The 22,896-nt window shown below is 68.4% G+C and carries 22 protein-coding genes and 3 pseudogenes; 14 read left to right on the top strand and 11 right to left on the bottom strand.

From position 1 onward, the window contains the following. Window positions 1–270: 270 nt before the first annotated feature. A complete protein-coding gene (locus J7E89_RS05410) occupies window positions 271–549 on the bottom strand; it encodes a hypothetical protein (protein ID WP_214968955.1) in 279 nt (92 codons plus the stop codon). A 129-nt stretch (window positions 550–678) separates the two neighbouring features. Between J7E89_RS05410 and J7E89_RS05405 the strand changes: the two genes are divergently transcribed. Continuing rightward, window positions 679–1,407: a TrmB family transcriptional regulator gene (locus tag J7E89_RS05405; protein WP_214968953.1), complete on the top strand. Its 729-nt coding sequence runs from the start codon at window positions 679–681 to the stop codon at window positions 1,405–1,407. 69 nt (window positions 1,408–1,476) lie between these two features. Further along, window positions 1,477–1,668 carry a helix-turn-helix transcriptional regulator gene (locus J7E89_RS41740; RefSeq protein ID WP_308315343.1) on the top strand — a complete coding sequence of 64 codons (192 nt, stop codon included), beginning with the start codon at window positions 1,477–1,479 and terminating at the stop codon, window positions 1,666–1,668. A gap of 396 nt (window positions 1,669–2,064) precedes the next feature. On the opposite strand, the pseudogene J7E89_RS40595 reads toward J7E89_RS41740, so the two are convergent. Further along, window positions 2,065–3,040: pseudogene (locus J7E89_RS40595) on the bottom strand (transposase); the annotation flags it as partial. On the opposite strand from J7E89_RS40595, the pseudogene J7E89_RS05385 reads away from it, so the two are divergent. Together J7E89_RS05385 and J7E89_RS05380 are read left to right on the top strand one after the other, a co-directional pair. Continuing rightward, window positions 3,015–3,173 (top strand): annotated as a pseudogene (locus J7E89_RS05385) (IS5/IS1182 family transposase); the annotation flags it as partial. The pseudogenes J7E89_RS40595 and J7E89_RS05385 overlap by 26 nt on opposite strands. 635 nt (window positions 3,174–3,808) lie before the next feature. After that, window positions 3,809–4,855 carry an LLM class flavin-dependent oxidoreductase gene (locus J7E89_RS05380; RefSeq protein WP_214968949.1) on the top strand — a complete coding sequence of 349 codons (1,047 nt, stop codon included), beginning with the start codon at window positions 3,809–3,811 and terminating at the stop codon, window positions 4,853–4,855. A 7-nt stretch (window positions 4,856–4,862) separates the two neighbouring features. Here J7E89_RS05380 and fxsT read toward each other — a convergent pair whose 3' ends face one another. Then, window positions 4,863–7,100, bottom strand: a complete 2,238-nt coding sequence (gene fxsT, locus J7E89_RS05375; protein WP_374196787.1) for an FxSxx-COOH system tetratricopeptide repeat protein — start codon at window positions 7,098–7,100, stop codon at window positions 4,863–4,865. Window positions 7,101–7,409: 309 nt separating this feature from the next. Here fxsT and J7E89_RS05370 point away from each other — a divergent pair, with 309 nt between their 5' ends. Beyond that, a complete protein-coding gene (locus J7E89_RS05370) occupies window positions 7,410–7,622 on the top strand; it encodes a hypothetical protein (RefSeq protein ID WP_214968946.1) in 213 nt (70 codons plus the stop codon). A 71-nt stretch (window positions 7,623–7,693) separates the two neighbouring features. On the opposite strand, the gene J7E89_RS05365 is transcribed toward J7E89_RS05370, so the two are convergent. From J7E89_RS05365 to J7E89_RS05345, 5 genes are all read right to left on the bottom strand, one after another. Continuing rightward, window positions 7,694–8,116 (bottom strand): hypothetical protein, encoded by a 423-nt coding sequence (locus tag J7E89_RS05365; RefSeq protein WP_214968973.1) that lies wholly within the window; start codon window positions 8,114–8,116, stop codon window positions 7,694–7,696. 279 nt (window positions 8,117–8,395) lie between these two features. Further along, on the bottom strand, window positions 8,396–8,620 hold the full coding sequence (locus J7E89_RS05360; protein ID WP_214968943.1) for a hypothetical protein: 225 nt from the start codon (window positions 8,618–8,620) through the stop codon (window positions 8,396–8,398). Window positions 8,621–8,862: 242 nt separating this feature from the next. Continuing rightward, complete coding sequence (locus J7E89_RS05355) at window positions 8,863–9,333, bottom strand: hypothetical protein (RefSeq protein WP_214968941.1); 471 nt, start codon at window positions 9,331–9,333, stop codon at window positions 8,863–8,865. A gap of 107 nt (window positions 9,334–9,440) precedes the next feature. Further along, complete coding sequence (locus J7E89_RS05350; protein ID WP_214968939.1) at window positions 9,441–10,052, bottom strand: hypothetical protein; 612 nt, start codon at window positions 10,050–10,052, stop codon at window positions 9,441–9,443. 229 nt (window positions 10,053–10,281) lie between these two features. Next, window positions 10,282–12,363: a S8 family serine peptidase gene (locus J7E89_RS05345; protein WP_214968937.1), complete on the bottom strand. Its 2,082-nt coding sequence runs from the start codon at window positions 12,361–12,363 to the stop codon at window positions 10,282–10,284. Window positions 12,364–12,747: 384 nt separating this feature from the next. On the opposite strand from J7E89_RS05345, the gene J7E89_RS05340 reads away from it, so the two are divergent. The 4 genes and pseudogenes from J7E89_RS05340 to J7E89_RS05325 form a co-directional block, all read left to right on the top strand. Beyond that, window positions 12,748–14,055, top strand: a complete 1,308-nt coding sequence (locus tag J7E89_RS05340) for a helix-turn-helix domain-containing protein (protein WP_214968935.1) — start codon at window positions 12,748–12,750, stop codon at window positions 14,053–14,055. 603 nt (window positions 14,056–14,658) lie between these two features. Continuing rightward, complete coding sequence (locus J7E89_RS05335) at window positions 14,659–15,273, top strand: TetR/AcrR family transcriptional regulator (RefSeq protein ID WP_214968933.1); 615 nt, start codon at window positions 14,659–14,661, stop codon at window positions 15,271–15,273. Continuing rightward, window positions 15,257–16,891: an isovaleryl-CoA dehydrogenase gene (locus J7E89_RS05330; RefSeq protein ID WP_214968970.1), complete on the top strand. Its 1,635-nt coding sequence runs from the start codon at window positions 15,257–15,259 to the stop codon at window positions 16,889–16,891. Before J7E89_RS05335 ends, J7E89_RS05330 begins: the two co-directional genes overlap by 17 nt. Continuing rightward, window positions 16,888–17,073, top strand: a pseudogene (locus tag J7E89_RS05325) (amidohydrolase); the annotation flags it as partial. The gene J7E89_RS05330 and the pseudogene J7E89_RS05325, both read left to right, overlap by 4 nt. Here the strand turns inward: J7E89_RS05325 and J7E89_RS05320 are convergent. Beyond that, window positions 17,058–18,307 (bottom strand): IS3 family transposase gene (locus tag J7E89_RS05320; RefSeq protein ID WP_251060135.1). Its coding sequence is split into 2 segments (ribosomal slippage): window positions 17,058–18,043 and window positions 18,043–18,307, totalling 1,251 coding nucleotides; the frame shifts between segments, so codons are not numbered across the junction. The pseudogene J7E89_RS05325 and the gene J7E89_RS05320 overlap by 16 nt on opposite strands. Here J7E89_RS05320 and J7E89_RS05315 point away from each other — a divergent pair. The 5 genes from J7E89_RS05315 (at window position 18,306) to J7E89_RS05295 (ending at window position 21,424) form a co-directional block, all read left to right on the top strand. Then, complete coding sequence (locus J7E89_RS05315) at window positions 18,306–19,088, top strand: amidohydrolase family protein (RefSeq protein WP_214968931.1); 783 nt, start codon at window positions 18,306–18,308, stop codon at window positions 19,086–19,088. The two genes, J7E89_RS05320 and J7E89_RS05315, sit on opposite strands and share 2 nt — an antisense overlap. 131 nt (window positions 19,089–19,219) lie before the next feature. Further along, window positions 19,220–19,741 carry a PaaI family thioesterase gene (locus tag J7E89_RS05310; protein ID WP_308315342.1) on the top strand — a complete coding sequence of 174 codons (522 nt, stop codon included), beginning with the start codon at window positions 19,220–19,222 and terminating at the stop codon, window positions 19,739–19,741. 153 nt (window positions 19,742–19,894) lie between these two features. Next, window positions 19,895–20,734 (top strand): HAMP domain-containing sensor histidine kinase, encoded by an 840-nt coding sequence (locus J7E89_RS05305; protein ID WP_308315339.1) that lies wholly within the window; start codon window positions 19,895–19,897, stop codon window positions 20,732–20,734. Window positions 20,735–20,786: 52 nt separating this feature from the next. Next, window positions 20,787–21,185 carry a hypothetical protein gene (locus J7E89_RS05300; protein WP_214968929.1) on the top strand — a complete coding sequence of 133 codons (399 nt, stop codon included), beginning with the start codon at window positions 20,787–20,789 and terminating at the stop codon, window positions 21,183–21,185. A 41-nt stretch (window positions 21,186–21,226) separates the two neighbouring features. Next, window positions 21,227–21,424, top strand: a complete 198-nt coding sequence (locus J7E89_RS05295) for a hypothetical protein (protein ID WP_214968927.1) — start codon at window positions 21,227–21,229, stop codon at window positions 21,422–21,424. A gap of 124 nt (window positions 21,425–21,548) precedes the next feature. Here the strand turns inward: J7E89_RS05295 and J7E89_RS05290 are convergent, their stop codons facing one another. Further along, window positions 21,549–22,049, bottom strand: a complete 501-nt coding sequence (locus J7E89_RS05290; protein ID WP_214968925.1) for a hypothetical protein — start codon at window positions 22,047–22,049, stop codon at window positions 21,549–21,551. A 48-nt stretch (window positions 22,050–22,097) separates the two neighbouring features. After that, window positions 22,098–22,781, bottom strand: coding sequence for a triacylglycerol lipase (locus J7E89_RS05285; RefSeq protein ID WP_214968923.1), 684 nt, complete (start codon window positions 22,779–22,781; stop codon window positions 22,098–22,100). Between the last annotated feature and the right edge of the window lie 115 nt (window positions 22,782–22,896).

Here is a 22,896-nt window from a genome sequence, read left to right as displayed (position 1 = left end):
ACGTCCCCCATCGGGTCCACCAAGACCGGTCCGTCTGCCCGGTGGTCCACCGGGCCGGCGCCCTGTGCGGCACCAGACAGGAATACAACCGAGCCGAGAACCACTGCCGCAAAGAAACGCAGACCATCCTTGATACACACAAGTACCCCTACTTTCTAGGGCCGTCCGGAGGCTGATGGTCCGATTCTTTCCGGACCATCAGGCGTGCACCAGAGATTCCCTATGGCACAAACGGTCCATGGCACATCCATGCCCGGGCCCATTTCACCGTCACGCGACTGACAAGAGGGCGCAATGAGACAAAGACCAGCCAGCCAGCTCGGGTTGGCACATCACGGCTTTCTCGAACAGCTCCCGGCCATACTCCAGCGCGACATCGGGCACCATTCCACCAAGGAAGAGCACACCGCTCGCACCCGCCCGGGACACATGAACGCGGACATGCTCCAGCCTGCCCCGCTCCTCGTCGGCCTGTCGGAATGCCGCCACCAGCACATCTGGGTCGGCAATCGCCTGCCCCCCGGTGCAGCTCGCTACAACATGAAGCATGTACATAGGGCACCTTAATTGCCAAAAAGGGTGTAGTGGACAAATGCATCTTGCGGGGCGCGTGGCCTGCCTTGATAATCCATGGCGGGTACAGCTTGTAATGTCGGGGACGTGTTCTGGGGGGGCAGGATGCTCGATTCACTAGGTCTGGGCGGGACGGCGGAATCGGTCTATCGGGCACTGATCCGGCAACCGGGGATCACGATCGCGGAAATCATCAGCACCCTCAACCTCCATGAGGCCGAGGTCCGCGAGTCGCTCGACGCCCTTGCCGACCTGACCCTGATCAGGCGCTCCTGGCAGGACCCCGACCTACTGCTGCCCGTGAACCCCGAGGTCGCCCTCCATGTGATCCTCGCGGAGCGGCAAGCCGATCTCGTGCGCAGACAACAAGAGATTGAAGAGATCCGCGCTGCGGCCGCCCGCCTGGCGAGTGACTACGCATCGGAGTACCCCTACGGCCGGGGAAGGGCGTTCGAGTTGCTCACCAGCGTCGAAGCAGTCCGGATACGGATGGACGAGCTAGTCGCAGCGACAGAACGCGAAACCCTCGCATTCGCGCCCGGTGGTCCGCAAACCGCTGAGAACCGAGCGGCCAGTCGACCGCTCGCAGCATCGCTCCTTGCGCGCGGCATCGCCATGAAGACGATATACCTCGACAGCTTGCGCAACGATCCAGGAAGTCTGGAGCACGCCCATTGGCTATCAGAAAAAGGCGGAGAAACCCGCACGGCTCCCATCCTCCCTCTGCGCCTCCAAATATTCGACCGCCAATGCGCTTTGGTTCCCATCAAGCCGGAGGATAGTTCGCAGGGCGCGATCCTCGTCGAGGAAGCGGGAGTCGTCTCAGCGCTCTGAGCCTTCTTCGACCTAGTATGGGAAGCGGCAGTCCCCCTCACTGAGGCCAAGTCTCGCACCGCCGGGCACATAACACCGCAGGAGCGGGAATTGCTGCGACTTCTTTCCCAAGGGTTTACTGACGAAGGCGCAGCTCGCAAACTCGGCATATCCCTCCGCACCGAACGCCGCATGATCACTGAAATCTCCGCCCGGCTGGGTGCCCAAAGCAGATTCCAACTGGGGCAGCGCGCGACCGAGGACGGCCTGCTCTCGTCCTGACCGCACCTTCGCCTTCAGTCTGGCACGGGATACCGTCCCGGGCCCCGGTCTCCCGCTGGCACGAAACAGCACTGACACGGATGTGCCACCCGCGCCCGCGCCGCGGGGGCACATGCCTTGCTCAACCCGCACGGAGACCGCCCCTCGCCCGACACGGCCCTACACACCCAACCCACCTCGTTGGCCGCTCCCCACCGCCCTCACCACGGACGGCACCTTCGGCTAGTAGGGTCGGGGACTGGCGCGGTGGCTCACGCTCCGTTTCCAGTCCCCGCCGCTTCAAACCGTGCATGCAGTTCTCCCGCACACGGCTTTCCGACATCGTTCACCGGCTGGCATGCGCCGTCGCCCTGCGTACGTTTCCGGTAAGGCGGTAGACCCCAAGCCGTGTGATCCAGAGCGGCGTAGGTATTCGGGCAGTGCGGTGATCGTGGCCCCGATCACGTCTTTCACGGCCTCGGCGTCCGCGGCCGGCCAGCGGGCCGTTCTTCACCCGCGGTGCGACGCCGTAGTCGGCCATGCGGGGCAGGTGCAGCAGCATCGTGAGCCGGGTCGTGCGCTCGACGAGCGTGCCGATTGAAATGCCCAGGGACCGCGCGGTCCTCGGCCTCAGCCGGTCGTTCGCTGATCATCACCTCGGGCGTGACATGGCCGCCGGGACGCTGCCGTGTTCGGGCACGCGGGACGCGCAGCGCACGGCCGGTCCGCAGGCAGGCGACCAGCTCACGCTTGAGCGCGCCGCGGCCCTGGACGTAGAGCGCCTGGTAGATCGCCTCGTGCGAGACCCTCATGGACTCATCATCGGGGAAGTCAAGCGGCAACCGGTTCTCGATCTGCTGCGGACTCCACGGCGTCGCCCACCGCCGGTCCTGCCGCCGGGGCTTGTTGCGGCCCTTCCACTCCGGCGTCACCGGCCCCGCCACCAACTTCCCGTCCGGAGCTCGGATCACCCCGGCGAGCCTGTCCTGCACGTACTCCGCAGCCGATGGGTTCACGGCCAGCTTCGCCTTCTTCGGCCGCCGAGCCCGCCGCCCCGCATGCCACTGCGCGGTGGACGCCCGATACTCCAGGCGGTAGGTGCGCGTTGACGCGTTCCGGCGAAGCTCCCGCGAGATCGTCGACGGCGACCGGCCAAGCCGACGCGCGATCTCACGGACTCCGACATCCTGAGCGCGCCACACGGCGATGTCCTCACGCTCTGAGAACGACAGATAGCGTCCCGACACTGCCGGTGAAAGGTTAGGTCGCACGCCCCAGCGTGGCGAAACCACCGTGTCCCGACCGCGGGCGACACCCCGGCTTCGGCCGCCGCCTCCTCAGACCGAAGCCCCCGGACGATCGCAGCCGTCGAGCGCACCTTCGGCTGGCTCATGCACCACCGCCGCCTCGCCCGCGACTACGAAACCCATCCGCACCGCTCCGAAGCCATGATCAAGCTGGCGATGGTCGACCTGATAAGCCGCCGCCTCACCCGCGAAACCACTCCGAACTGGCGCGACACCTGATCGGCCTCGGCGCCATCGCCTGCTCCCACCTAGCCCCGCAGGACATTGGCGCGTTGCTCCAGGAGGTCAACGCAGTCATGGAGATCTGGCCGCGGCAGACCAGCGCGCTCACGCATCAGCGCGATGGCCTGAATGTGGCGACCCGCAGTGACCAGTTGGTCCAACTCCCGCTGGTCCCCGGCCGAGAGCCGACCCCACAGAGATTCGTTCATCTCCACATTGAACCGCCCGCCCCACCAGCGGTCACACAGCCTGCCCGGCAGGTCAGACAGCCCCCTTACCAAACACCCCCACCAGGACAAAACGTTCTTTTAGAATGTATCGGCCCTCCTTCGGGCTGCCTACGCAGTCTGACCAGCAACCATCCCCGACTGTCAGTCGGCTTTATGCGAACTCGGGCCGTGCTGTGATGGGACGGTTTGCTCTACTCTGGCCGAATTTCATCCCTGAGCCTGGCGGCAGTGCCAGTCAGGCGGCATGCTGGCATTCGCGTGGGCGCCAGATGTGCATCGCGTCATCGGTACAGAAGGCACCACTTCTGCCGGCTGCCAGGCAAAGTAGTAAGTCGAGTGTGCAGCCGCAGAACTTGCAGGCACGGCGTTCGAACATGCGGCGAGGGATGGTTGGGGGGCGCAGTGAAGCTCGTTGTCTTTTCCATCGGTTACCACCTCCCACACCCCGCAAATGGGGTCACTGTGCCCTCGGGTACGGGCTTGGAAGATCTCGTTGACCTAGCGGTGGAGGTCGAACGTCTGGGATTCGACGCCTACGGCATCGGCGAGCGCCATGGACGACCCTTCCTTGCCGCATCCCCAGCCGTGTTGCTGGCAGCCGTCGCCGTACGCACCTCGGGAATCCGGTTGATGACGACGGTGACGGTACTGAGCGCAATGGACCCGGTACGGGCGGCGGAGGACTTTGCCACTCTCGACAACCTGTCCGGCGGTCGACTGGAACTGGTGATCGGAAAAGGCAACGACCCAGGGCTCCTCAGCCTCTTCGGCATCTACGACGCCGAGCTCTGGGACCGCCTAGCCGAGAATTATGCCCTTCTACGCCGCCTGTGGACTGAACAGGAAGTCCACTGGGCAGGGCGATTCCGTACACCCCTGCACGGGGCCACGGTGACGCCGCGCCCCTTCCAGGAGCACATCCGTATCTGGCACGGCAGCGCCACGAGCTTTCGCTCCGCGGATCTGGCAGCCCGCTACGGCGACCCCCTCTTTACGGCTAACGGCTCGCAACCCATGGAGAAGTACCGGGTCCTGGTGGATCACTACCGAGAACGCTGGGAGCACTACGGCCGGGCACCCGGGGACGCCGTCGTGGGCGCTGGCGCCGTATTCCACGTCGCACGCACGTCCCAGCAGGCCCGTGAGCAGTACCGCCCCATCTACACGTCCTTGACCGGTACGGCCGCCGCTCGGCGCAACCAGTCGCCGTTTCAGACCTTGGACGACGCGATCCGCCACGGGCCACTGCTCGTCGGCAGCCCTCAGCAGATCATCGAGAAGGTGCATCAGGCCCACCAGGCCTACGGCAACCAACTGCTCGGCCTGACCGTGGACGGTCTGCCGCCCAGCGAGCGCCGCGAGTCCCTTGAACTGTTCGCCGCAGACGTGGCACCCGTGCTCCGCCGGGAGCTGCCGGATGCGCTCAGCTGGCATCGCGGCAGCACCTAGGCCCTGGTCACTCTCGACGTCTGACCGCTGCAGAACTTGCCTCAAGGTCGGCCGCAGACGCCAGTGTCTGGGGATGGTCTTCGCCGAGGACCCGGCGCCGACGGGCCAGAGTGTCCTTGTCCAGGGCCCGGGCGGCCTCGAAGTGACCGAGGGCGAACAGATCCCGTCCCAGGTTGCTGCCCGAGACCAGCGTGTGAGCGTGATCCTCGCCCAGGATCCGGCGCCGCCGCGCGAGGATGTCCTCGTCCAGGGCCCGGGCGGCCTCGAAGTGACCGAGGGCGAACAGATCCCGTCCCAGGTTGCTGCCCGAGAGCAGTGTCTGGGGATGCTCTTCGCCGAGGACGCGGCGCCGCCGCGCGAGGATGTCCTCGTCCAGGGCCCGTGCCGTCTCGAAGTCACCCAGAACGTGACGTACCCAGGCCAGATTGCTGGCCGAGTTGAGGGTGGCCACATGGTCCTCGCCCAGCACCCGGCGGTAGCGGGTCAGGGTCGTCTCGTTGAGCTCCCGCGCTGCCTGGTAGTCACCCATGTGCTGCACGATGTAAGCAAGGCTGGTGGCCGACGCCAGCGTGTAGGCGTGATCCTCCCCCAGCACGCGCCGGAACCCCTCCAGCGTGTTCTCGTTCAGCTCTCGAGCCGCCTCATAGGCGCCCAGGGCGCGAAGCGCGCGCCCGACGTTGTGGGCGGCACGCAACGTGTCCTGATGCAAGCTGCCCAAGCTCTGCGTCCAACGGGCATACGCGCGCTCGGACAGGGTCCGGGCGTTGATGTACTGGCCTGTCACATGGAGATAGCGGCAGACGTTCAGGAGCAGGGATCGAAACTCCTCCGGCTCGGGCGTCTGGGAGCCGCTCGGCTCTTCACCGTCCACAGCCTCTGCCACAGCTTGCGCGTGGGGAGTGAGGGCGGCGTACGCAGGCCATGCACTTGGGTCGTCCGGAATGCCCGGTCTTGCGGTGGCCAGAAGTTTTTGTGCCTCGTTTCGTGCAACCACCTGCTCCTCCTCGCTGTGAAGGCTGCGCAGTAGCCCTTGGACGAGCCGGTGCACCTGGAGGTAAGCGCCAGATCGCTGGACGAGTCCCAGGCCGGTCAGCGCCCGCATGATCCGGACCGTGGTAGCGACATCACCCAGATGAACGTAACCGGATCTGGAGGCGGTCGTCTCCGACGGAGACACCGGTAACGGCAAGGGAGCACAGAACGCCATCTGATCCAGGAGGAGACCGGCCTCAGGACACGCTGTACGGAGGCGTTCACGGCCTAACGAAACAACATTCGCCAGACCCGGATGCAAGTCGAGCGTCGGATCTGCCAGGCCGGCCTCCTCCGGTCTGGCCCCGAGAAGAGCCACATAAGCGTCCACCTCCAGGCCGCTCTCAGCCAGAAAACACCCAGCCTGCTCCACTGCGAGCGGCAAGTCCCCAATAGCCTCGCAGACTTGCCCTGCCTCATCGTGCGCCAGGTCCGGGCACCGGCGTCGCAACAGTGCCAGCGACTCCCCCCGGTCGAACGGAGAGACTTGGATCATGTCGGGCGTGAGCCTGCCGACTGCGGGGCTGCGCGAGGTGATCAGCACACGTCCGCAGTCGAGCGGCGGCACCTGGTCAGCACCCGTCGGATTGTCGAGGTTGTCATAAACCAGCAGCCAGTCGTCTCGCTGGGAGAGCACGGACCACAGCCGGCGGATCAGAACGGACTGGGTCCCCCCGACGGGAAGTCCCAAAATCTCCGCGAGCTCAGCCAGACAGCTCTCCGCCAACGTGGAGCTCTCCGCATGGACCCACCAGACCAACCCATAGCCGGTCGCATGGCGATAGGCGTACTCCGTGGCCAACTGGGTCTTCCCAATACCACCGACACCTTGAAGGGAAAGCGTCCTCCCTCCAGATGGCACATCTGTGCCCGTTCCGCATAGGAGACGGTGCATCTGATCGAGAATCTCAGCGCGACCGGTAAAGAACGGATTACGCCGTGGCAGGTTCCACACGGCAGGCGTCCTGCGGTCTGAGTCACCGATTCCCGAGGCACCGTCGCCGCATGATGTGGCGACATCGAGCAAGTCCAGCAGTGGATCCGCGTCCATGCGCAGCGCTCTTGCCAACGCTGTTACAGTCCGTCCACTCGGAGCCGGATTCTCGTCGTTCAGGGCCTGGCTGACCGTAGTCCGCCCCAGTTCGGCCCGGATGCGGATCTGCTCTACGGACCATCCCAAGCTTGTCTGCCTCCGGCGAAGCCTTTCCCGCAATTCAGCCAACGCCTGCTCCGGCTTGGTTTCCCCCCGCAACCGTGCCCCCCTCGGCCTGGTCGTGCCCAACTCAGCGCATTCTCGGCATTAAGCATGGCGCCACAGCGTCCTCCCGGGAAGGGTTCGAGACCCCGCGAGCCGCTCTGTGCCTGGTCGTGCTGCGCATCCGTGTGGCCCTGTCCTCCCGTCGTTTGCTGTTGCTGTTCAGATGTGTTCGTCAGCGTTCACGGTGAACGTCGGCGAACGCCCGGTCCGGCACCTTCGGTTCGGCAGCGACTCCCGCTGCGCTGATCGAAAGGGTCGTGGACCGTGTCTGACAAGGTCGTTCTTTTCGTGCTGGGCTGTGCCCTGGTGGTGCTGGTGGCGGCCCTGATGGGGGCTGGGGCGGGGTATCTGGCCCGGCGGGATGGTGCGTCGTATCCGGCAGCGGTGACGCGCGCGGCCGCCGCGTTCGGGGCCACGCTCGGTGTGGTGTCCGCCGTAACGGCTGCGTCGGCGGCGGTAGCCGCTCTGGTCCGATGACCCGGCCACGAACGCCGCTCACCAAGGCGTCTGCCTCTGCTGAGGCCCAATTCGCCCATGTTCGTCTACGGTCAGGAGACGGCTTTGAAGACTTGGCGGCGCTTGGCGTCGGCCTTGAACCGGCGCCTCTCGGCGAGCTCGTACTGGTAGACGGCAACGGCGGTCTTGTATGGCTCGATGAGGCCGGGGGAGTTCAGGCGCTGCTCGCGCGACACGCCATTGACAGCGGCGACGGCGTCCTCGGGGTAGAGGTAGACCGCCAGCATGGGGTTGAGATGGTAGATGTCGGCGCGCTGCTTCTCGACCAGCTGGCCCAGTTCAAAGGTCGCGCAGGGCGGCGTTGAAATGCGGCGCAGGATCGCCACCCGCACCTCGCCGGAGGCGATGCAGTGCGCGGGCAACGCCTCCGCCGGCTGCGCCACGGTGCGGCCGCCGGAGGAGGCGCGGCGCTGCAACGCCTCGAACGACAGCCGGTCCCCCGACCACACCACCACTTCGCCGTCGATGAGGGCGATCTCTGGATTCGGCCAGGGCCGCTCGTCGCCTCACTGGCTCCATTCCTCAACGAAGCTGGGGAGCGAGCGCGAACGCGATCCAGGTCGTGGAGTCGAGGCCGCCCGGCTTCGGCCTTGGGGACCGCCGAGGTAGCCGTTAGCGCCAACGGCTAGGTCCCCAAGGCCGGGACCGGAGCAGGACTTCGCGGACGATCTGGCAAGTGGCTCTCGAGGCTGTGCCCTCGTTCTGGACGGGCGTCCGCGTTTGCCGGGGGCGTCCTACCGGGCGGCGCGGGTACGGAAGTCCTCCACCAGCGGAACGCTCCACCGCGACAGGTCCGGCACCTTGGTGTTGCCCCGCAGGGCGGCGAACGGCGCGTCGATCACCGCGGCTGCGGCGAGCAGGCCGAGCAAGGCGCTGACGGCACCCGACACGGCGTCCAGCAGCACGGGGGTCAGCGCGGCCACCGCGACGGCGAGCCGCAGCAGCATCCGGCCGTGCACGGCCGCGCGGAAGTACGGGCGGGGCGTATCGGCCGGGCCCGCAGGCCGGGGGTGGTGGCGCGCGGGTTCGCTGGGTTGGTCAGGTAGCGATCGGTGTAGTCGAGTGCCGCGTAGCCCCACACCATTTCGCCGGTGTCGGCGATAACGGCCACCGGGTAGGCCGGGTGGCCGCGGCGTCTGGCCACCGCCAGGACGGGCTCCCACGGCTCCGGCCAGAGTATCCAGACGTGGCCGCCCGCGAATCAGGGGCCGAACACGGCGAGTTGCTTACGGGCATGGTCCGGGCCGATCAGGCCCCGGAGCAGCCCGTGGACGCCGTACCACTTGCCGTCGGCGTCCCGGACCTTCAGGTGCTGGGCGTGCTCCAGCGGCGGATCGACGAGCTTAGTGCTGTTCTCGGGCACGATCCGGTGCCACTCGGCGCCCGCGGACTCGAAGCGGACGGCGACCACCCGGCCGGCCTTCGCGTCCTGGGCCAGCAGCCGGTGCGGCTCGGGCAGGGGCCGGACCAGCAAGTGCTTGGTCGTCTGCCAGGAGACTGCCGTGATCCAGGAGACCAGAGGCATGGTGACGAGCACGACGACGGCGGGGTGGACTTCGAGGTGGGCGGCGTAGCGGAATACGGCCAAGGGCGCGACGGCGACCAGCAGCATGCCTGCCGCCAGGTACCGGTCGACCGGGTTGCGGGGCAGTACGGACGGCAGCGTATCCATGGGGTCAGGGGCGGGCACCGGCGGGCCAGGCGGCGGGGTCTGGCGGGTCATCAGGGCCCAGCCGCCGATGCGTGTCTCACGGGAGGGCGTTGAGGCCGGGGCAGGAATCAGCCGGCCTGGTCGCCCGAAGAGAAGTTGAGTTCGGCATCTCGATCGGTCATACGGCATCCGGGGACTGGACCGTCTTCAACAGAGGCGCCCATGCCCGTGAAATCCGCGTCACAGTTTGCCTGCATGAAGGGGTAGCTGGCGACGGATGCCGTCACTGCCTGCTCGTCGGCGTTGTGCGCGCGGATGAGCACAATCCGGTCTCCGACCAGCACGGTGCATGCTTCTGGCGTCGGGTCGTCGTCGATGTTGCTGGTTGGTCCGCGCTTGCACTGCTCCTGGAGGGCCCGGACGTCTTGGAGGAGGCCGAAGGTGATGGTGCCGTGGGGAAGGTCACACGCGCGGACCGGTCCTACGCTGGCGATGGTGCCGGACGCTTCCTCAGGGTGGGCGCACTGCCCGAACGCGGTACGGACGAAGGCTCCGACGTCGTTGATCGTCTTGGCCTTCGGGAATGCGGAGCCTTCCCCGACCGGATGTGTCGCACCAGGCGGACTACCAGGTCCCTCTCCCCCACTGTTGCCGCCGCCTTCACAGCTGGCCCCCATGGCGACGCAGCAAGCCACCATGACAGCCGTCAGCACTCGCTTTGTCTTCGCATGCATCAGCACAGAATCTCCCTCCTCGACCCGTGAACGGCGTCTATGACGCGCATTGTGTCGGCGCTCGCGGTCAGTGGTAGACCTGCTGTGCAACAGCCATGGCGTCATTCCCGTTCGGGGCACGGCCCGGCGTCTTGTGGACGCCGGGCCGGTCTCGCAGATTCGGTTTACAAGCCCCGAGTTGAGCCGGTCGAACTGGCTTGGCTGCCGGGCTTGACGGTCGGGTGCCGGCCGGGTCTCAGAACCGCAGGCTCCAGGTGTCCAGGTAGCCGGACTCTCCGCCGTACCAGTCGGTGAGCTTCAGCTTCCAGGTGCCGTTCGCGGCCTCGGAGGAGGCGTTGACGGTGTAGGTGGCGAGGATGTTGTCGGCGCTGTCCCAGCCGTCGAGGTCCTTGAGGCGGTAGGAGGTGCCGTCGGGGGCGATGAGGTCGATGATGACGTCGCCGCGGTAGGTGTGCTTGATGTCGACGGCGACCTTGAGGGTGGCGGGCGCGTTCCCGCTGATGTTGGTGACCGGGATGGAGCTGGTCACGTTGCCGGGGTCGGGGATGTTGTAGTTGGTGGTGTTCTCGAAGTATGTGCCGCCGCCACCGGTGCCGTTGACGGTCCAGGTGAAGGACTCGCTGTCCGACGGGCCGGTGCTGTCGGTGGCGGTGACGGTGACGGAGCTGGGGCCGGCGGTGGTGGGGGTGCCGGAGATGAGCCCGGTCGAGGCGTTGACGCTCAGGCCGGCGGGCAGGCCGGTGGCGCTGTAGGAGAGGGTGCCGCCCGCGGTGGTGGTGGCCTGGATCTGCAGGCTCGTGGCCGTGCCGACGGTGGCGGTCTGGTTGCCCGGGTTGGTGACGTTGACCGGGCCTGCGGGTGTGCCGACGACCGCGCGGGCGGTCTTGTCGGCGTCGGTGAGGCCGGCGCCGCAGCCGCCGGAGCAGGTGCCGGGCAGCGGTCGGGTGTTGGCCTTCATGGTGGATTCCACCTCGGCCGGGGTCATGGATTTCTCGCCGAGCATGAGGGCGGCCAGGCCGGCGGCGTGCGGGGAAGCCATCGAGGTGCCGCGGTAGAAGGCGTAGGACTCGGCCTCCGGGCCCTTCGCGCCGCTGTTGAGGGTGGACAGGATGCGGTCGGCGGTGTCGCCGTCGCCGCCGGGGGCGGTTACGTCGATCTTGGCGCCGAAGTTGGAGTAGGAGGCGCGGTTGCCGGCGCGGTCGGAGGCGGCGACGGAGATGACGTTGTTGCAGCTGGCCGGGGTGAAGCCGGAGACGTCCTTGTTGGAGTTGCCGGCGGCCACGACGACGGTGGTGCCGCGGGAGGTGGCGCTGCTGATCGCGTTCTGGGTGGTGGTGTCGCAGGCGGCTTCGCCGCCCAGGCTCATGTTGATGACCTTGGCGGGTGTGCTGTTGGCGGGGACGCCGCTTACGGTGCCGCCGGAGGCCCAGATGATGGCGTCGGCGATGTCGGCGCTGGTGGCGCCGCAGCGGCCGAGTACCCGCACGGGCTGGATCTTGGCGTTGTAGGCGATGCCGGCGACGCCCTTGCCGTTGCCGGTGACGGCGGCGATGGTGCCGGCGACGTGGGTTCCGTGCCAGGAGGAGTTCCGGGCGGAGCCGAACAGGCAGTCGCCTGACTCGGACCAGTCGCCGGGGTCGGAGGCGTCGGCGTCGCGGCCGCCCCCGTCGTTGGCGTTGTTGGCGTCGGAGATGAAGTCGTAGCCGGCCACGACGTTGGCGGCCAGGTCGGAGTGGGCGACGTAGCCGGTGTCGATCACGGCGACGGTGACGCCCGTTCCACGCTTGGTCGCGACGTCCCAGGCGGTGTTCACCTTCATACCGGCGGCGGCCTCGTGGAAGTCCCACTGCTCGGTGTACCGGGTGTCGTCCGGGGTGGAGAACGCCTGCATGATGGTGTTCGGCTCGACGAAGGCGACATCGGCACGCGCCGCGAACCGTGCCATCAGACGGCGCGCCTGCTCGGGGCCCAGCTTGCCCGGCGTCTTCACCAGGACACCGCCGGTAGCCAGCCGCCGCTCCAGGGAAACCTGACGCCTGTCGGCTTTCGCCACCGCGGCCACCGCCTTGCCCGCTTCCGCGTTGGAGCGGGAACCGGCCGTGCCCTTGCGGAAGCCGACGATGAACCCGTCGTAGGCACCCGCTGTCAGCGCTGCGGTATCGGTGATCCGTGCCGGTTGCTCCTGGAGTGCCGGCCCGCTGCCCTGTGCCATGGCGGAGGGAGCGGACAAAGCGCCCAGCAGCGCCGTCGTGGCGACAGCGGCGGCGGTGAATGCGGTGGGTATTCGGCCGCGCATGTGGCCGAGGCGGGACGTCATCGCGTGACTCCTTGCGGGGATACGGGTGGGTCCGGGCAGCCGTCCCGCGTAGGGCCCCTGTGCAGCTGGGCCCTGGGAAGGACGGTTGGCCGGTCATTGCCGACGGACGCGAGATGACAGCCACCCCCTCGCTCCGGCCCCTGCGATCCCTGAACCGAAGACCAAAGCAGCACCCGCCGCAGTGCGCCTTATACCGCACGGATGCACAGGGTGCGTCCATCTTGTAAACAAGAGATGCTGTCTTAGTTACCTCGCTGCGCGGCGAGTCTGGCCCGCCCGCGAGCTGGGCGTCAAGAGTTTGAACGCAACATCAGTGAGCGGCAGTTCGGCCTCCGCCGGACGAGGCGGCCGTCGACAGGAGAGGCAGGTCATAGAGTGACCCGCATGTCCGACGAATTCCCTCCAGGGGCAGATACGGCCGGGATCGGCTCACGCATGCTGCGCCTGCGCACCGAGCGGGGGCTGACGCAGGCCCAGGTAGCCGGCACCAGTTTCACCCGCGCCTACGTCTCCTCGGTCGAAGGAGGCAAGCGCACGCCGTCGAGGCGCACCACCGCCTATTTCGCCAGCCGGTTGAGCGTGGACCCTGACGACCTCTTCTTCGGTTACGAGGCCGGTAGGCGCAAGAAGCTGCGGCAGGCGGTGGCCGATGCCCGTACGGCCCTGTCCCGCGGCGAGATCGAGCGGGCATGTGAGGCATACCAGCAGGTGGTGCGGGAGGCCGACGCCCAAGGCGACTCCGAGCTCGGCTATGCCGGTCGATGTGGACTGGGAGCCGCGGCCAGACATCAGGGCGACCCGGACCGAGCACTGGGCCTCTTCCGCGAGGCGGAGGAGCTGCTGGCCGCCCAGCCGCTCACCAGTCGGCTGCAAGCGGTTGTCGGCCAGATGGGAGCGCACTTCGCCCGCGGCGAGATAGCGCAGGCCCTCGTACTCGCCGAGCGGCACCTGCTCGCAGCCGCCGGAACAGATCAGGACGCCGCCGAATTCGCCCTGCGCGCCGCCTCCGTGATGCCGCTTGTGGAGCGGGGAGAGCTCAAAGAGGCCGGAATGGCCGCCGACAAGGCCCTGGAGATCGCGCCGCTCGTCAAGGAGCCCGAGGTCCTGGCCCAGGGCTATTACCACATCAACCGTGCTCTGACCGCCCAGGGCCGGTGTGACCAAGCCGAGCAGGTCCTGAGCAGGGCGCTCGCCCTTTACGAGCACCTCTCCTTGCGCACCGAGGTGGGCATGTGCCACTTCGCCCTCGGCTATCTCGCCGCCCGCAGCGGCGACCTGCCCGTTGCTGAGACCAGCCTCCGCCTGGCCGCTTCCGTCTTCACCGAAACCAAGTCCCGCCCTCGCCTGGTCAACGCCCTGGCCGAACTCGCCGAAGTGGTCCGCCAACAGGATCGCCTCGAGGAGGCAGCCTCGCTGGTCGGCAAGTGCAGGGTGGCAGCCCGCGAGTACCAGGATCCGGAGCAGGCGGCCGAGCTCGACCGTATCGACGCGCTCATCGCGCTCGACCAAGGAGAGGAAGCAGCCTGCGTGAGCCTGTTCAGGTCCGCCCTCGCCGGCTACACCGACATCGAAGCCGTGTACGAAATCGCCGCAACCTGCCGTCTCTTCGGTGATGCCCTGCTGGGCTGGGGCCGGGTCCAGGAAGCGGCCGAGGTCTTCCGTCAGGGCCTCACGGCGCTCGAACGCCCGTGACGGACAAGGCGCTGCGCGTGAGTTTCACCGCAGAGTCCTGGGCTGCGGCGCTGTGGGGGAGCTGAGCGGCCGCCTGTAATTCCGCCCCTTGACGAGCCAGCCTCGCATCGGCAAACTCCTCCCAGGCGGGGTAACAGTGGCCGTAACGGCAGTTGACAACCTTGGCGTATTTATTGCTCCTCTCCGAGACTTCTGGCGTGGGGGCAGAATCCGAAGGTGGGGCACAGTCGTGGTTTGTCAGCTCTGGACCCGTCGGTGGGCCACTGTTGCCCCGCTTGCCGGACCTGACGTCTTCGACTTCGCCCAGAAAGGTCGCCGCTCTACTGCCCGGGGGGGCCTGGTGGTCCACGACGGCGACGGCATCGAGCTCGCCCGCGCCACCACCGACCCGATCGGCCCGTCGGCTCACGGTGTCGCCGCTTCCCCGCTCCGGTGGCCGCACTGGTTTTGTCGGCAGAGCGCTGGCGCTGTAGGTGTCTGTGACCGCGTCCCTCTGTCTTGGGCGCACCATGGCGTTTCGGCAGGTCGGAACCGCCAACGGTCGGCACCCAGCCAGGAGGTCCTCGGTACCCTGAAGCATCGAATCAGTGCTTCAATACTTCCATGCCCTACCGACGTCCCCCCGCTGTGCAGGCCCGGCTCGACGCCCGTCGTGGCCAGGTACTGGAGGCCGCGATACGACTGCTCTCCCGTACGGGATACGCCGGCTGCTCGGTCGCGGCCATCGCCGCCGAGGCCGGCATTTCCGCCGGCAGCGTCTATCAGTCGTTCTCCGGCAAGTCGGAGCTCGCCGCCGCACTGTTCCGGACCCTGGCGGCCCGCGAGGTCGAAGCGGTGACCGCGGCCGCGGAGCGGACCGGAACCGCCGCCCAGCGGGTGGCCGCAACGGTCGAGGTCTTCGCGACGCGGGCTCTGCACTCACCCCGCCGGGCCTTCGCCCTGCTCGCCGAGCCCGCGGACCCGGCCGTCGACACCGAACGGCTCGTCTTCCGGCGGGCCTTCCGGGATGTGTACGCGGACCTGATCGCCGAGGGTGTCGCGAGCGGTGAGCTCCCGCCGCAGTCGCCCGAACTCAGTGCCGCCGCCGTCGTCGGCGCGATTGCCGAGGCTCTCGTCGGACCTCTCGCCGACGGAGACGCGGCACCGCAGGACGTCATCCCCGCTCTGACCGCCTTCACCCTGCGCTCCCTTGGAGGACACGTTGTCGCCGACGCATGAGGTCACCAACCAGGTACCGCCGCATCACGGATACAACGCGGCGGCCGACCCGGCACTGCTTGAGGCAGTGGCCCGCGAGGGCGCCGACTGGGCGGCTGCCGACCTGCATGAACTCGGCGTCCTCGCCGGATCGGAACAGGCCGCCGAGTGGGGACGGCTCGCCAACGAGAACCCGCCCGTCCTGCACACCCATGACCGTTACGGCCACCGCGTCGACGAGGTGGAGTTCCACCCGTACTGGCACGAGCTGATGTACATCGCCGTCGGTAGCGGACTGCACGCCGCGCCGTGGCGTGACGACCGGTCCGGCGCACATGTGGCCCGTGCCGCGAAGTTCTACGTGTGGGGCCAGGTAGAAGCGGGTCACACCTGCCCAGTGTCGATGACCTACGCGGCGGTGCCCGCGCTGCGTGCCACGCCCGACCTGGCCGGCTGGCTGGAGCCGCTGCTCGCCTCCCGGAGTTACGACTTCGGGCTGCGCCAGCCGGACACCAAGCGCGGCCTGATCGCTGGCATGTCGATGACCGAGAGGCAGGGCGGCTCGGACGTACGCGCCAACACCACCACGGCCACGCCCGCCCCGGACGGCACGTACCGACTCACCGGGCACAAATGGTTCACCTCCGCTCCCATGTCGGACGTCTTCCTGACCCTGGCCCAGGCCCCGGGCGGCCTCTCCTGCTTCCTGCTGCCCCGGGTCCTGCCGGACGGCAGCCGCAACCGCATCCAACTGCAGCGCCTCAAGGACAAACTGGGCAACCGCTCCAACGCCTCCGCCGAGATCGAGTACGACGACGCGTTCGGCTGGCTCGTCGGCGAGGAAGGCCGAGGCGTGGCGACCATCATCGAGATGGTCAACATGACCCGCCTCGACTGCGCGCTCGGTGCCGCGTCCGGGATGCGGCTGGGTCTCGTCCGCGCCGTCCACCACGCCACCCACCGCCGGGCCTTCGGCAAGGCGCTCATCGACCAGCCGCTGATGCGCAACGTACTGGCCGACCTCGCCCTGGAGTCTGAGGCCGCCACCGCCGTCGCCCTGCGCCTGGCCGGTGCCACCGACCGGGCTGTCGCCGGGGACACGGGCGAGGCACTCTTCCGCCGCCTCGGGCTCGCCGTCACCAAGTACTGGGTCTGCAAGCGCGCCCCCATGCACGCCGCCGAAGCCCTCGAATGCCACGGTGGCAACGGGTACATCGAGGAATCCGGCATGCCCCGCCTCTACCGAGAGGCCCCGCTCTCCTCTATCTGGGAAGGCTCGGGCAACGTCGCCGCGCTCGACACCCTGCGGGCGATGGGCCGTGCGCCCGAGGCGGTCGAGGCGTTCTTCGAAGAGGTGGAACGGGCGGCCGGTGCCGACCGGCACCTCGACCAGGCTGTCACCGGGCTCCGCAAGCAGCTCATGGACCCGGCGGAGGCCGAGTACCGCGCCCGCCAGATCACCGAGACCATGGCACTGGTCCTCCAGGCGTCCCTGCTCCAGCGGAACGCCCCGAGCGCGGTGGCCGACGCATTCTGTGCTTCGCGGCTCGGCGGCGACCACGGTGCCGTCTTCGGTACCCTGACGCCCGGCGTCGATACCGACGCCATCATCGACCGCGCCCGGACAGTCACCGCGTGAGGCCGCCGGAGGACGAGGCGCGCCAGGTGACCGCCTTCTGGCGGGAGCTCGGCCTGCCCGGACTGATCGACGTCCACACGCACTTCATGCCCGAACCGGTGATGACCAAGGTCTGGGAGTACTTCGACACCGCGGGCCCGCTCACCGGCCGCCCGTGGCCCATCACCTACCGCATGGGCGAGGTGAGCTGCCCCGAGTTTCGTAGAGTCCGGTGATCTTGCTTCAGGCGGACTGTGGGGTCTGCTCCTGTGCTCTGCCAGAAGGCGCGTTCGTACTCGGCAGGTGGCACGTAGTCGAGCGCGGAGTGAAGGCGCTCTTCGTTGTACCACGTGACCCACTGGAAGATCGCCCGCTCGACCTGGGCGGGGTCCGTCCAGGGGCCCTGCATCTCGATCAGCTCGGCCTTGAAGGTGCCGTTCAGCGCCTCGGCCATCGCGTTGTCATACGAGTCCGCGACGGAACCGACCGAAGCGGAGGCACCGATGTCGGCCAACCGGTCGGTGTAGCGAATCGACACATATTGCGAACCCCTGTCGCTGTGACGAATGAGGCCGGAGCCCTTCTTGATTCTCCGACGCCACAGCGCCATCTCCAGTGCGTCCAGGGGGAGTTCGGTGCGCATGTGGTCGGCGAGCTGCCAGCCGACGATCATCCGCGAGTACACATCCAGGACGAACGCCACATACGCCCATCCCGACCACGTGCGGACATACGTCATGTCCGCCACCCATAGCTGATCGGGTCGCGCCGCGGTGAAGTCGCGATCGACCAGGTCCGGCGGACGGGGCGCCGACGGCTCCGGGATCGTGGTGCGGCGCCGCCGGCCACGGATGACGCCTTCCAGGCCGAGCTCGGCCATGAGCCGCTCGACGGTGCAGCGGGCCGCCTCGACGCCCTTGCGTTTGAGGGCCCGCGTGATCCGGCGGGCGCCGTAGGTGCCGCCCGACTCCGCGTGGACCTCCTCGATCATGGGCATGAGCTGTTCGTCGCGCAGTCGGCGGGCCGACTTGGGGCGCTTCTTGCGGGCGAAGTACGTCGACGGCGACAGGTCCAGCACCCGGCAGACGGGATCGACCCCAAGACCGTTCTCACGCAGGTGGTCGATCACCTGCTCGGCCTCGTCCGGGGACGGTCGATCTCCTGGGCAAAAAACACCGAAGCGGCCTTCAGGATGTCATTCGCCCGCTTCAACTCGGCATTCTCCTTGCGGAGTTGCCTCAGCTCCTCGCGCTCGGCACTCGTCAGCCGGTCGTCACGCTCGCCACAATCGGCTTCGGCCTGGCGGACCCAGCCGCGCAGGGCCTCCTTGTGGATGCCGAGGTCCTTGGCGACGTGCGCGATCGGACGGCCGGTGGTGCGGACCTCGCGAATCGCGCGCTCGCGCAGTTCGTCGGGGTATTTACGGGGTGCTGCCATGGGCTGGTGGTTCTCCTTCGCCAGGACCGTAACCCTGGCATCAGGGACTCCACAATTCTCAGTACAGCTCAAGGACCGGCGGCTGGCGCGCCTGCGTGCCTTCGGTGTCCGGGCGTTCACCGCGATGGTCTACCCACACCGGCCGGACATGGCGCGCTGGCTGAACTCCTGGTCCGCCGGCTTCGCCGCCCGCACACCCGACTGCCTGCACACGGCCACCTTCTATCCGGAACCCGGCGCGCCGGACTATGTACGTCACGCGGTGGAGGCCGGGGCCGGGGCCCGTGTCTTCAAGGCCCACTTCCAGGTCGGTGACTACGACCCCAACGACCCGCTGCTGGACGAGGTCTGGGGCCTCCTGCGGGACGCCGGCATCCCGGCTGTCGTCCACTGCGGCCACAGCCCGGTCCCTGGGGCGCACACCGGACCGGAGCCGGTGAGCAAGCTCCTTGAGCGTTATCCCGGCCTGCGCCTGATCGTCGCCCACATGGGCCACCCGGACTACGTTGCCTTCCTCCGCCTCGCCGAGCAGCACCCGCACTTCCTGCTCGACACCACCATGGCCTTCACCGACATGGCCGAGCGGGACGCCCCCTTCCCTCGCGCCGACCTGCACAGGCTGCATGACCTGGGCGACCGCATCCTGTTCGGTTCCGACTACCCCAACATCCCGTACCCCTACGCCCACGCCTTGGCCGCACTCACCCGGCTCGGCCTGGGCGACGACTGGCTACGCGCGGTGTGCCACGACAATGCGGCGAAGCTCTTCGACCGCCACTGAGAGCCCATGACAGTACGGAAGACTTGGCAAGAACAGTGAACGAGCCGACCACTTTCACGGCCCCGCCCGCCTCCTCGCACGACAGTGCCGGCCGACCGTCGCCGACGGCGACGACCGCGCCGGCCGACGCGGTGCTGCCCGAGCGCGCTCCCGGCGCCCCGCCGCCCGGTGCACGACTTCCCTCGCACTACGACCACTGCCTGGGCTGCGGTCCCCGTCACCCGCAGGGCCTGCATCTGTACGCGGTGGCGGGGGAGGGGACGGAGGTGCGGGCGGAGTTCACCGTGGGCTCCGCCCACCAGGGGGCACCCGGCCTGGCACACGGCGGCATCCTGGTCACGGCGGTGGACGAGACGCTGGGCACGCTCAACTGGCTGCTCTCGCAGGCCGCCGTCACCGGGCGCCTGGAGACCGACTTCGTACGACCCGTGCCGGTGGGCGCCATCCTCACCATCCGTGCGGAGATCACCGGCACGCACGGGCGGAAGGTCTTCTGCGAGGCCGAAGCACGCATCGGGGGTGACGACGGTCCCGTCGCGGTCCGGGCGAAGGGGGTCTTCATCCAGGTCGGTCTCGAGCATTTCACCACCAACGGCCGTCCCGAGGACATCGATGCCGCCCTGGAGGGGGACGCGCTGCCCCTGGCCATGTAGGGGCCGGCCCGATCAGGCAGACGACAGGCCTCGCACAAACACAGGGCCGGGCGAGGGGGCAGGCCGCCTGCTCCGCGCTCCACCACAGCCCGCCTTGACCACACCCCTACCCGCGTCAGCGAGGTCGACGACCTGGCCCGTACGCTCCAGACAGTGCTGGCCCGCTACGACGAACAGGCTGCCCGCACGGCAGAAGGGCTTGCCACGGCACGGTCGTTCTCCGCGGCCGCCTCTCATGAACTGCGCACTCCGCTGATGAGCATGCAGACCAATTTGGAAATTCTGGACCACCCGGAATTGGCAGATGGGGAGCGTGCCGAGGTCGTCGCGGACCTGCGGCGCGAACACCCTCGGCTGCTGGGCCTGCTGGTGATGCTGCGGGAGCTTGGCCGCGGTGACCTTGTGGAAACCGACGTGTTCGGACCGGTTGACCTGACGGAGGTGGCCGACGCCTCGGCGGCGGACCTGCGGCGCCGGTATCCCCAGGCGTCGATCCATGTGAACGGTGATCCCATCCTCCGGATCCACGGCTGGGAACCCGGCCTTCGTACCGTCTTCGACAACCTGCTCGCCAACGCGGTCCTCCACGGCAGCCGGCCGGCCGCGCCTGCCCGCATCGAGGTGGCCCTTCGCACCGAAGCCGGGCCGGACGGCGCCGAGGCGGTCGTCACCGTGGACGACCACGGCCCCGGAATTCCGCCCGGCGCACGCGAAACGGTCTTTGAGCGGTTCCACCGCCGGCCGGGCAGTCCAGGCTCCGGCCTCGGACTCACGTTGGTCGCCCAGCAGGTCGCACTGCACCGGGGCCGGATCCGCGTACTGGATCGGCCCGGTGGCAACGAAGCCAGCATCGAGCTCCGATTGCCGCTTCCCCGTGGCACCCGGGACGAGGGGGCGCCGCTGCCGTCGCGGCGTGACTGGCTGATCGAGACCGCGGCGCACCCAAGGGAGGGATCCTCAGGGTCTCAGAGTTCCCACAAAGACGGCTCGTAGCTTTCTGGCCGGGCGGGCGATCGCCCCCCGACCGAAAGCTGGAGGAATTGTCATGCCGAAGTTCAGGAAGGCCGCTGTCGCCTTCACCGCCGTGGGCTGCCTGCTCACCGCTGCCGGCAGCGCCGCGGCCGACGGAGGTTCTCCGTCCCCCGCGGCCTCCCGCGGCGGGGACGGTGCGCAGGCGGTCTGCAAGCGCGTACCCAAGACTGAGAAGCGGGTCGCCAACGCGCTGGAGCGGATGAAGGGCGAGGCTGGCGAGCGTGGCTCGCTGGCCGGCCTGGAGAAGCGTGTGGCCGCCGCCAAAGCCGCCGGCCACACGGAGGTCTACACGCTGCTCAACAACCGGCTGACCGCCCGCAAGGCCCTCAAGACCACCCTCGAACAGCGCCAGAAGGACGTTGCCGTCGTCAAGACCTGGTGCGAGGCCAACGACAACGGGAGCGACAGCTGAATCCGCAGGGCCGGGGAGCCCGCGCCACTGCCCTCACGGCCATGACACTGACAGCTGCCCTGCTGGCCGCCGGCTGTGGCGCGAACGGCCAAGGCACGGGCGGGGCTGGCCCGACGGCCAGCGCCGGGGCGGTCTCCGATTCCGCCGACCCCGGTGAGCTGGCACGCATGCAGCAGTTCCTCGACGGCGCCGACTCCGCCGCCGGCGAGGCCGAAGCGGATGCCGCGGCCGACGAGTAACCCGTTCGTCCCCGGTGACTGGTGGACGCCTCAAGTCCGGCCGGTGACCCATCCGGGCATGGCCCCCGCGTACGGCCGTCGACCGGCCGGCCGCGGGGGCCGTTGCTGTCCGCTCGGGCAGCGGTCAGTGGAACAGCATGGAGGCGTCCCCGGCGTCCGCGTCCACCGAGCTGGGGCACAGGGAGCTGCCGGAGACCTTCGGCGCGGTGAAGGGCCGGTTGGTGTAGTTCCGTGTCGTGCCCTCGCGGTCCCATTGGACGTTCGTGGCCTTGTAGCGGCAGGAGATGAAGCCCTGGCGGCCGGTGATGTCGATGATGTCGGCCGTGGCGGTGCCGGTGGCGTCGTCGAAGGTGAACGCGGGATCGTTGTTGAGGGTGGCGGAGACGTCTCCGTCGCAGGACAGGTTGCCACCCGGCTTGTTGACCGTGGCCCGGTCCACGGTCAGGGCGGCCGGAGCGTTGGCACTGGTGGCGGCGTCGGTCCAGGTGCAGGTGTCGTCCCCGACCACGATCTTGCCGTCGACCTTCTGGTGGGATGTCATACCCGCCGACGCGGCTGTGGTGCCGCCGATGGTCGCGGTGACGGCCAGGGCCGATATCGCTGCCCACTTCGGTAAGTGCTTCATGCTGTTCTCCCGTCAAGTTGGGTGTGGGGAGTGGCTCGCAGGGGGCGGTCAGCCGACGAAGGACTTGACCTGCCCGTAGACGGTGGCGTCGGTGCGCAGTTCACCGTGGCTGAGGCAGGCGGTCTGGGTGTTGGTGGCGCCGGTCAGGGGGACGCTGCTGTCCGGGTTGATGACGCTGTCGCAGGCCGACCACCAGGTGGCGTATCGAGGGGCGCCGGGTGTCTCGTCGCCGGAGTTCAGGGCGTTCAGGAAGCTGGACCCGGGGCGCATCTCCGTACAGGAGGCGCCGCCGCAGAAGTAGGCGGTGTCCGTGCCGTGGTTGGGTCCGCCGAGGGAGATCCAGGCGTCGACCTTGGCGGCGCCGCCGAGGTTCTTGGTGTAGTAGCGGGACGAGAGTCCGCCCATGGAGTGGGTGACGACGTCCACCTTGGTGGCTCCGGTCGCCGCCAGTAGGCGGTCGATCTCGGTGGAGAGCTGGGAGGCGGTGGTGGCGTTGGACTGGCTGGTGTTGTACGTCCACTGGTCGAGGTGACTGGCCGGCCAGCCGTCGGCCTTGAAGCGGCCGGCCATGGTGCCCCAGGTGGAGCCGCTGGAGTTCCAGCCGTGGACGAAGACGATCGGGTCGGGCGCCGCGGCGGCCGGTTCGGCCCCGGAGGCGGGGGCCTGGAGGGCCAGGGTGCCGAGGAGGCCGGCGGCGAGCGATGAGACCAGAAGCGGGCGAAGGGTGCGCATGCTGACCTTTCCGGGAGGAGCCGGGGGGCCGGTGTGGCCTCCGGCGTGGCGCGTCCGGGCATGGAGCGGGGCGGCCTGGTGCCATGGACCGGAAGCAGGCCGCCCTGCGCGGGCG

Origin of the sequence: Streptomyces sp. ISL-100 (assembly GCF_018614615.1) — a bacterium.
GTDB lineage: Bacteria > Actinomycetota > Actinomycetes > Streptomycetales > Streptomycetaceae > Streptomyces.
The sequence above is the reverse complement of the archived record's forward strand: the minus strand, read 5'-3'. Positions and strand labels throughout refer to the sequence as shown.

What these genes read in the sequence shown, in the direction of transcription:
- J7E89_RS05345 (WP_214968937.1), bottom strand. Translation starts at nt 12,363, where the DNA reads ATGACGTCCCGCCTCGGCCACATGCGCGGCCGAATACCCACCGCATTC.
- J7E89_RS05410 (WP_214968955.1), bottom strand. Translation starts at nt 549, where the DNA reads ATGCTTCATGTTGTAGCGAGCTGCACCGGGGGGCAGGCGATTGCCGAC.
- J7E89_RS05340 (WP_214968935.1), top strand. Translation starts at nt 12,748, where the DNA reads ATGTCCGACGAATTCCCTCCAGGGGCAGATACGGCCGGGATCGGCTCA.
- J7E89_RS05290 (WP_214968925.1), bottom strand. Translation starts at nt 22,049, where the DNA reads ATGAAGCACTTACCGAAGTGGGCAGCGATATCGGCCCTGGCCGTCACC.
- J7E89_RS05335 (WP_214968933.1), top strand. Translation starts at nt 14,659, where the DNA reads ATGCCCTACCGACGTCCCCCCGCTGTGCAGGCCCGGCTCGACGCCCGT.
- J7E89_RS05405 (WP_214968953.1), top strand. Translation starts at nt 679, where the DNA reads ATGCTCGATTCACTAGGTCTGGGCGGGACGGCGGAATCGGTCTATCGG.
- J7E89_RS05355 (WP_214968941.1), bottom strand. Translation starts at nt 9,333, where the DNA reads ATGGATACGCTGCCGTCCGTACTGCCCCGCAACCCGGTCGACCGGTAC.
- J7E89_RS05315 (WP_214968931.1), top strand. Translation starts at nt 18,306, where the DNA reads ATGGGCTGGTGGTTCTCCTTCGCCAGGACCGTAACCCTGGCATCAGGG.
- J7E89_RS05285 (WP_214968923.1), bottom strand. Translation starts at nt 22,781, where the DNA reads ATGCGCACCCTTCGCCCGCTTCTGGTCTCATCGCTCGCCGCCGGCCTC.
- J7E89_RS05300 (WP_214968929.1), top strand. Translation starts at nt 20,787, where the DNA reads ATGCCGAAGTTCAGGAAGGCCGCTGTCGCCTTCACCGCCGTGGGCTGC.
- J7E89_RS05295 (WP_214968927.1), top strand. Translation starts at nt 21,227, where the DNA reads ATGACACTGACAGCTGCCCTGCTGGCCGCCGGCTGTGGCGCGAACGGC.